General features: G+C 53.6%; 6 protein-coding genes. 1 reads left to right on the forward strand and 5 read right to left on the reverse strand.

The window, feature by feature from the left end:
- On the forward strand, positions 1–516 hold a 516-nt coding region (locus L0H14_RS11170), incomplete at its 5' end, for an LCP family protein (protein WP_301419803.1).
- Between the two features lie 25 nt (positions 517–541).
- Here the strand turns inward: L0H14_RS11170 and L0H14_RS11175 are convergent.
- The 5 genes from L0H14_RS11175 to L0H14_RS11195 form a co-directional block, all read right to left on the reverse strand.
- Positions 542–1324 carry an NAD(P)-dependent oxidoreductase gene (locus L0H14_RS11175; RefSeq protein WP_301421846.1) on the reverse strand — a complete coding sequence of 261 codons (783 nt, stop codon included), beginning with the start codon at positions 1322–1324 and terminating at the stop codon, positions 542–544.
- Positions 1325–1484: 160 nt separating this feature from the next.
- Positions 1485–4787 (reverse strand): AAA family ATPase, encoded by a 3303-nt coding sequence (locus L0H14_RS11180; protein ID WP_301421847.1) that lies wholly within the window; start codon positions 4785–4787, stop codon positions 1485–1487.
- Positions 4788–5283: 496 nt separating this feature from the next.
- Positions 5284–6000, reverse strand: coding sequence for a ubiquinone/menaquinone biosynthesis methyltransferase (locus L0H14_RS11185; RefSeq protein ID WP_301421848.1), 717 nt, complete (start codon positions 5998–6000; stop codon positions 5284–5286).
- Positions 6001–6040: 40 nt separating this feature from the next.
- On the reverse strand, positions 6041–6604 hold the full coding sequence (locus L0H14_RS11190) for a YbhB/YbcL family Raf kinase inhibitor-like protein (RefSeq protein ID WP_301421849.1): 564 nt from the start codon (positions 6602–6604) through the stop codon (positions 6041–6043).
- A gap of 124 nt (positions 6605–6728) precedes the next feature.
- Positions 6729–6944 carry a CsbD family protein gene (locus L0H14_RS11195; RefSeq protein WP_301421850.1) on the reverse strand — a complete coding sequence of 72 codons (216 nt, stop codon included), beginning with the start codon at positions 6942–6944 and terminating at the stop codon, positions 6729–6731.
- Positions 6945–7126 lie beyond the last annotated feature (182 nt).

The raw sequence follows: 7126 nt of genomic DNA on the forward strand, positions 1-7126 counted from the left end.
GTGGCAGACTTCAACGGTTTCGAGAACATTACTGACGCGCTCGGAGGAGTCGAGCTGAATAACCCGCGGGCATTCTCCTACGGCGACCACCAGTTCCAGGAAGGACCGATAACGCTCAACGGCGATGAGGCTTTAACCTTTGTGCGTAGTCGTAACTTCTCTGACGGTGACTACACTCGCGTAGAAAACCAGCAACTGTTCATGAAAGGCATGGCGAGTGAAGTCTTGTCCCGCGATACGCTGACCAGCCCGGGCAAGCTCAATGATCTTGTGGAGGCTACCACCCCGTATGTCGCCCTCGATGGTGATTTCGGTGCTGGCACGATGGTCGGACTCGGTACGTCGATGTCCTCGGTCCGAGCCAATGACATCACAAGCTTCACGCTGCCCACATCCGGGCTTGGTACCGAGGGCGGTGGCCAATCCGTGGTCTACATCGACTGGGACGAACTAGACGAAGTCCAAGAACGCTTCAAGGACGACGAGCTGGCCGACTACCAGCCCGATCCTCGCTAGCCAGACCTCTAAGCATTGGCACTTGTTAGCCCGAGTACACCGTGTGATCCCACTGATCTTGACACGGTGATGATGTTGCGTAGCGGAGTCGGTATGGTTCTTTTGCTGCGAATTCTTCAAGCAGGATCTCGACCAGGTCATTTCCGGTAAGCCAGGTGCGCCTGAGACGTTGTTCCCTGAATTCGCCGAATCCTAAATGTGGCATTTCACCGGAATCAATGAGTTCTTGAAGGCTCATACTGTTGCGCATCGTTCCAAGGCGCAACACACTGACCGGGAGTCCTGATGAGTCGCTTGCGAACCGTCCCAGCGCTTCCATATAGGCTTTGGCCGCACCGTAGAGTCCGTCAGGCCGCGGCAGATGGCAGGGTTTGACGTGACCATTACCCGTTCCGGCGATGAGTTCGCGCTCGGGCCACCCGGCCGCATGATTACTAGAAGCCAGAATAACCCTGCGTGTGCCATGGGCTATTGCAGATGCAAGAATCCGATTGGTCGCATCCATCTCTGTTGCATAGATCCCCTGCTTTCCACCGGGGGCGCCAGTCGCCAGATGTAATACGTAGTCGGCGTCCTGCACAAGACGATCCAGTAGCGCGTCGTCACCCAAATCAGCCTTATGAGTTTCGGCGAAATCACGATTCTCGATGGGTGCGGCATCGATCCCTACGAGCTCATAGGACTTGGAGAGTTGCTCAGTAATGAGACTAGCGACAGTCCCCGCGCCACCGGTAATGAGAATGCGGTTTCCTTTTGGCCGAGGGGTCCAATTCAGACCGCCGGCAGGTACTTCGATGGGAAGGTCCAAAGTTTGTCTCCCCTTGGTCGCCTGCAGCTCTTCTACGAGACTAGGCCCAAGAACTGTGCGGAGTCCACCAGTGGTCTCCGCATTACCAGACGGTTCCGTACGGAATCGTTTGGGCTAAGGCGCGGGCAAGCACAACAGGCTCTTGACGGTCACCAAGAAATTACGTTGTCGCTAAAGAAGCAATGAGCTCTGTTTCGATGTGCAGGGCTGTTTCGCCTTCCACATCATGATCGATGAGCCACTTTTTGTGTTGCTTTTCAATATGCTGGGCGTAGTTCCGAGCCCAGCGGCCATTAGACTGCTCTTGGTTCGAAAGCTTCGCGTATTCCGTTGCCGCTACACTAAAAACCAGAGATTCGTCGAAGGTCCAGGACCGTCCCAATCGGGCGCACACAATGTGTGCGACTTCCTCCGGAGTGTAGTCGGGGAATTCTATAGTCAGCGGGATACGCGAACGCAGGCCAGGATTCGCTGCCAGGAAATCATGCATTTGATCGGTGTACCCGGCAAAGATCGCAACGAACTTTTCTCGGTCATTCTCCAGACGGGTCATGAAGGTTTCAATCACCATCTTGCCAAAATCATTGGGCGACTGCTCGACATGGAGCTGGTAGGCCTCATCGACGAACAGCACTCCGCCCATAGCTTCGTCGATCGCTCTCGTCGTATTGGCCTCAGTGTGCCCAATCCAGCTGCCAACAAGCGAGGAACGATCAACATCCTTTACGGTTGGAGTCTCGAGAATTCCGAGGTTGTAGAACAGTTTCGAGATGATGGCTGCTACCGTTGTTTTCCCTGTCCCTGGATTGCCGGTAAATACCATATGATACGTCGGCCGATCCATAGTGGGTTGCACTGAGGCCAGCCTCGTATTGGCGCGGACTTCGTCGATCAGATCATGCGCCCATGCTTTGACCGACTCCAGCCCCACCAGTTGATCCAACTCATACAACAACATCTCGACGTTTTCGGCTTTTTGTTCGGAGCTTCCGCCGCTCAACGCATACAGATCGTCATCGGTGATCGTCTCGGTGTCTTCTACATCGGTGTCCATCACGCGACGAACCATCTGCTTCATGAGTTGTTCATTGAAGTTCCGGACCCACCGTCCATTGCTGTTCTCACTACTTTGGCGATACTTCGCTGCGACGATTCTGGAGTACAGATCTTGCGACACCCTGTAATCAGCATTCAGCAGACTCTGATAACCAATCTGTACGATCTCCTCTTCAGAGTAGTCTTCAAAATCGAATCGGTTGGGTATGCGAGATTTCAGTCCCGGGTTCATGTTCAAGAAATCTTGCATCTGCTTCGGGTAGCCGGCGAAAATGATAACAGTTGACTCACGGTTATCTTCCATGTAGGTGATAATCGTATCGACAGCCTCTTGAGCAAACTCGTTATTGCCCCGTTGATATAGAGAATATGCCTCGTCAATAAAGAGCACGCCACCTCGAGCACGTTCCAAAACGCTCTGTGTCATGTTGGCCGATGTTCCCAGTGCTTCGCCGACCAAATCTCGCCGTTGCACTTCGATGAACGTATCGTTTTCGATTGCTCCGGCGTTATAAAGTACCTGCCCCAGGTGCCGGGCAACGGTCGTTTTGCCTGTTCCGGGATTTCCAAGGAACAAACTGTGCATGGTCTGCTCGGTAGTCTTTAAACCACGCTCCAGCCGACGCTGGTTGAATTCGACCAGTTGAGTAAAGTCTTCTATCTGTTGTTTGACTGTGGCCAGCCCGACTAAAGCATTCAATTGGGCCAGAGGGTCTTGATCGGCATCGGACGCTTCTGATTCAAGAGTTTGCTCGGTGCTCTCCTCGGAGTCTTCGTGGTCACCTTCCGCGGCACCCTCAGTAGGTGGACCAGAAGTTGGCGCAGCGGCCTGTACTGGTCTGGCTTCCAATTCGTGGAGCACCACCGTCTCTCCTGCCACGTAGACCTGTGCTGACGGAGCGTGCTCTACTCGTACCACACCAGGACCGCTGGCCTGTTGAATTTTCAAGCTGCCCTCATTCACGCTGAAGGCTATGTACTCATCTTCTGTGTGAACCTGCTCAAGGTGAACGCTCGCACCCGTCGTAATCTGGATCGTGTCGAGGTCAAGACTGTTGCTGTACAGCTGGAACTCACCGGCTCCTGTCACGGTAGCGGTCTGACCCGCTGAGAGTGACACTGCTGAGGAGTCCTGCAAATGCGCAGAAGCTCCCCTCAAAATGCTGGCCCAGCCAAGCAGGGATCGTGTTGCAGCAAGGTGGGCGTCATCAACAATCTGAACCATGCCGAACTCGTGCTCAGTTTCTGACTTGACCGCGGAATCAATCATAATCAACGTGCCGGCTTCCGCGTGGATAGCGGGCAGTTCTCCACTCGCTTCAGGGAATACCAACACATTTGTCAGAGTCAGCGACCCGTCGTCGGCCACCACTACACTGTTGCGCCCTTTAACCGGACAGATCGAAATGTTCGACACAGAATGCTGACCAGTTGTCCCCCTGACAACCGTGCCATGCAGCATGATGTTCTCTGCAGCACCACGGCCCTCAATATTGATATCTAACGACAACACATTGTCGACGTCATCAAGAAAGTACTGGCCTTCGTCGATCAGCAATGTGTCGCCCTTATGCAGTAATGGCAGGACCGCGTCCCGAAAGCGTCGAGCATCTTCCTGCTGCCACACGACACTCTTCGGCCCGCCTGGTGTCGATGCTACTGGAGCTTTCGTGTCAGGATCCATTAGGACTACAGCATCGTTAGCTGCATTAATGGTTGAAGTGCCTTTCGTGTACACCGGTAGCGGGCCATCCACTTCCAACTGGATATTGTCCAATTGCAGAAAGCTTTCATCAACGTAGACCTCAAAGCTAGCTTCGGAACCGTAGAGCGTGCCAACCTGTGCAACCGACTCATTATTGAGCACCAAACACCGTAAACCATCAGGCGGATTCAGGTACAGATTACCCGGAGCAATTACCTTTGAACCATCGGATGCGTTCACCAGGGACGCTCGCACATGATCTAACTCTGCATAGCTGGCCACGAGGCTGACCACGGGCAACGTAGTATTCGTTGCCAGCAGCGAACCATACGACTCGATAGCGACACCATGGCTTTTCTCGCCAGACACACTCACTAGGCACTTTTTCATCACGACGGTCCCGCCACTGCTGTACACAACAGGGTATTTCCCAGCTGCATCACCGTGAATATACACGTCAGTGAGTTCGACTCGTGCCTGATTATTCAGCAATTTCACTGCGTTCCGGAAGTGTGCGGCCTGGATTGTCAGGTTCTCCAACTGGAGATGGCCAAGCGCCTCAATCTGCGTTTCAAGAATGATTTTGGTTGGGTCGCCTTTACCCACAACTCGAAGCTGGTTCATAAAAACAGGTTCAACCTTATAGTGTCCTTCGCCTACCACGATGACGTCCTGCGGTTTTGCCTTCTGAAGTGCTTCCATGAATCCCATGCCAAACCAACCATGCGATACCCGGATTCTTGCCACGCCTCAGTCCCTTCTTTGTGTACCGTTCGTCACAACGATGCTACAAGTATCGAAGAAGCTTCTAGCCATTATCTCCACAAAGGCGCGCACTCATACGCAAGTCTGCGACATGAATACTCTGGCCCCATCGGGGCGCCGTCACCAGTTACACAAAGAACAAAGCCCCGGGTTTTGAAACCCGGGGCATCGAACTCTCATCACTCACACCTCGAAGAGGATGATTAAGAGTCTAGGCAACGTTCCTGCTTAGGAGCTTGAGTTCCCCTCAAGATCAGTCATGAATCGCCTGAGTATTCCCTGCATGCAATGCGATGAAGTGTGCAGAACCGGGAGAATTTTCTACATATACCCGCGACGTGTAAAAAATAAGGCAAATTCTTTACACGTTTTCAAGATGTGCAAAATGCTTTTACATGTCGCTGAAGGAATGCCAACGTGCGAGAGAAGAGTCCTACGCAGCGGGTTTTTGAGCCCAGTGGATCGCCATGGTGCCGAACATCAACGACTTGTAGCCGGTGGCCACAAAGCCTACTTCCTGCATCATGTGTTCAATACGATCCGCGGTATGGAACCCGCGGGATGTACGGGACAGGTACTCGTAGGCATCTGGGTTCTGCGTGATGGCATTGGCGAGGCGCGGGACGACATACTTGATGTACGCCGTCGAAAATGGTTTGACGATATCGCGCGGAGCCGGCGACATCTCGAGGCAGGACATCATGCCGCCGGGTTTCAGCACCCGGTACTGCTCTTCAAGGGTTTTGGCGATGTCGGTGACGTTTCGCAACAGATAACCATGCGTCACGGCGTCGAACGTATTGTCCTCGTACGGCAAGTTCATTGCATCACCGGTCTGCCAAACGATGTTTTCGCCACCTGGGCGATAGCGGGCGACTTCCAACATTTCATTGGAGATATCGAGCCCGTAAACTTCTGCACCGTAGCGCTGATTCGCGACTTCAAAGGCGAGATCGCCGGTGCCGGTGGCAACGTCAAGAACTTTCGGTGCCGGGCCGAGCTTGACGGCGTTGACCGTATCGCGGATAAACCTAGGTTCTTGGCCCCAGGTCATGACCAGGTTCATGAGGTCATAGCGGTCGGCAATATTATCGAACATTTCGGCCACGGTGGCACCGTGGGCGTCAACGGCTGAATGGTGTGTAGTCACAGCATCTCAGTCTAGCTGACGCCCAGGCGCCGGGAGTTTATTAGTTTTCGACAATTCCGTAAACGGTCAACGCTGCACGGCCCAGTGTGTGACCGTGGCGGTTGAACCCGAAGAATGCGTTGGAGGCATCTTCGGGGATATCCAGTTTTTCCACGTCCAAGGCGTGGACGGTGATGATGTAGCGGTGTGCGCCGTGGCCTGCTGGCGGGGCGGCACCGATGAATCCGGGGCCCCCGCCGTCGTGCTTGAGCTGGAAAGCGCCAGCTGGCAGTCCGGAGCCGTCGTCGGTACCAGCGTTCTCGGCCAGTTCCGTAACGTCTGCGGCAATATTGCCGACTGACCAGTGCCAAAACCCCGAGCCGGTTGGGGCATCCGGATCGAAGACGGTGACAGCATAGGATTTGGTACCTTCTGGGGCACCAGACCAGGACAACTGCGGTGAGATGTCTTGGCCGTTTGGTACACCCATGGCACCGGAGTATTGGGCAGCTGGCCATTCTTGCCCTTGTGTCACGGTGGTGGAGGTGACGGAGAATTCTGCGGCTTCTTCTAGTCGAGCGAATTGATCATTGCCAATGCGGGCGAGTTCGTTGATATCTACCATGCTGCTCCTTTTGTTGTGAATAGCCGGGTGGGCGTTAAGTCCATTTCCTAGCCTATCTGGGCAGAGAGAAACCCGGGAGGTTATGCACCTTCCCGGGTTTCCTTGAATCTTTATTTTTTATGGATTATTTGCCAAAGCCGTCAGTAAAGCCTTTGGCCTTATCTTTGAGGTCACCCGCGGTGTCTTTGACCTGCTCGGTGGTGTCTTTCACTTTGCCCTGGAGATCCTGAGCTTTGCCTTCACCTTGGGCCTTTGAATCCCCTGTGGCTTTACCAGCGGCTTCTTTTGCCTTGCCGGATACTTGGTCTTTCTTGGCGTCTGCTTTATCTTCAATTCCCATTGAATTTCACCTCTCAGGTTCGCGGAAAGTTTCCGTCTATGACGTTACCTGCCGAAACCCTCAAATGTCACGCAATGTCACGCGAATGCAGTGAACTTTCAGGGATTATTCACTCAATGTTTGGATTACCTACGGGTCAGCAAGACTTTATGGTTGAAGCTTGTACCATGAATTCGGTTCAA

Origin of the sequence: Yaniella sp., assembly GCF_030453185.1 — a bacterium.
Taxonomy (GTDB): Bacteria; Actinomycetota; Actinomycetes; order Actinomycetales; family Micrococcaceae; genus Yaniella.

Bases quoted from the DNA above. Each gene is read 5' to 3' on its own strand.
- L0H14_RS11180 (WP_301421847.1), bottom strand. From the start codon at position 4,787: ATGGAAGCACTTCAGAAGGCAAAACCGCAGGACGTCATCGTGGTAGGC.
- L0H14_RS11190 (WP_301421849.1), bottom strand. From the start codon at position 6,604: ATGGTAGATATCAACGAACTCGCCCGCATTGGCAATGATCAATTCGCT.
- L0H14_RS11195 (WP_301421850.1), bottom strand. From the start codon at position 6,944: ATGGGAATTGAAGATAAAGCAGACGCCAAGAAAGACCAAGTATCCGGC.